The organism is Trinickia sp. EG282A, from assembly GCF_040965455.1.
GTDB lineage: Bacteria > Pseudomonadota > Gammaproteobacteria > Burkholderiales > Burkholderiaceae > Trinickia > Trinickia symbiotica.
In genome coordinates, this window is the sequence record NZ_JBFRCC010000050.1 from 1 (window position 1) to 364 (window position 364).

The window sequence follows — 364 nt, forward strand, 5'->3', positions numbered from 1 at the left end:
TTACCTACTTTCACACGGGGATCCGCACTATCATCGGCGTGGAGTCGTTTCACGGTCCTGTTCGGGATGGGAAGGGGTGGTACCAACTCGCTATGATCATCAGGCATGACTTGTTGCCGTGTCGCGGATGGGCGGCACAGCCAATCTGGGAAGAAGGGCAGTAAGGGGTGGGTAGCGAGTGCATCGTGGCACATCGCGAGGGTCCTGAGCGTACCCCCTAGGGGGCTTACCCCCTAGGGGGGTGGTTCCCAGTAAGTGCTAAAGCACTAACTGGTCACTAGCTTTGCATGAGCCCAGAGTAATCGCTAAAGCGATAACACTGGGCGCAAAACGCTCCGGTTATAGGATCAAGCCTTACGGGCAA

General features: G+C 56.6%; 1 rRNA gene. It reads right to left on the reverse strand.

From position 1 onward, the window contains the following. Positions 1–104: ribosomal RNA gene (gene rrf / locus AB4Y31_RS31865) — 5S ribosomal RNA — on the reverse strand; the annotation flags it as partial. Between the last annotated feature and the right edge of the window lie 260 nt (positions 105–364).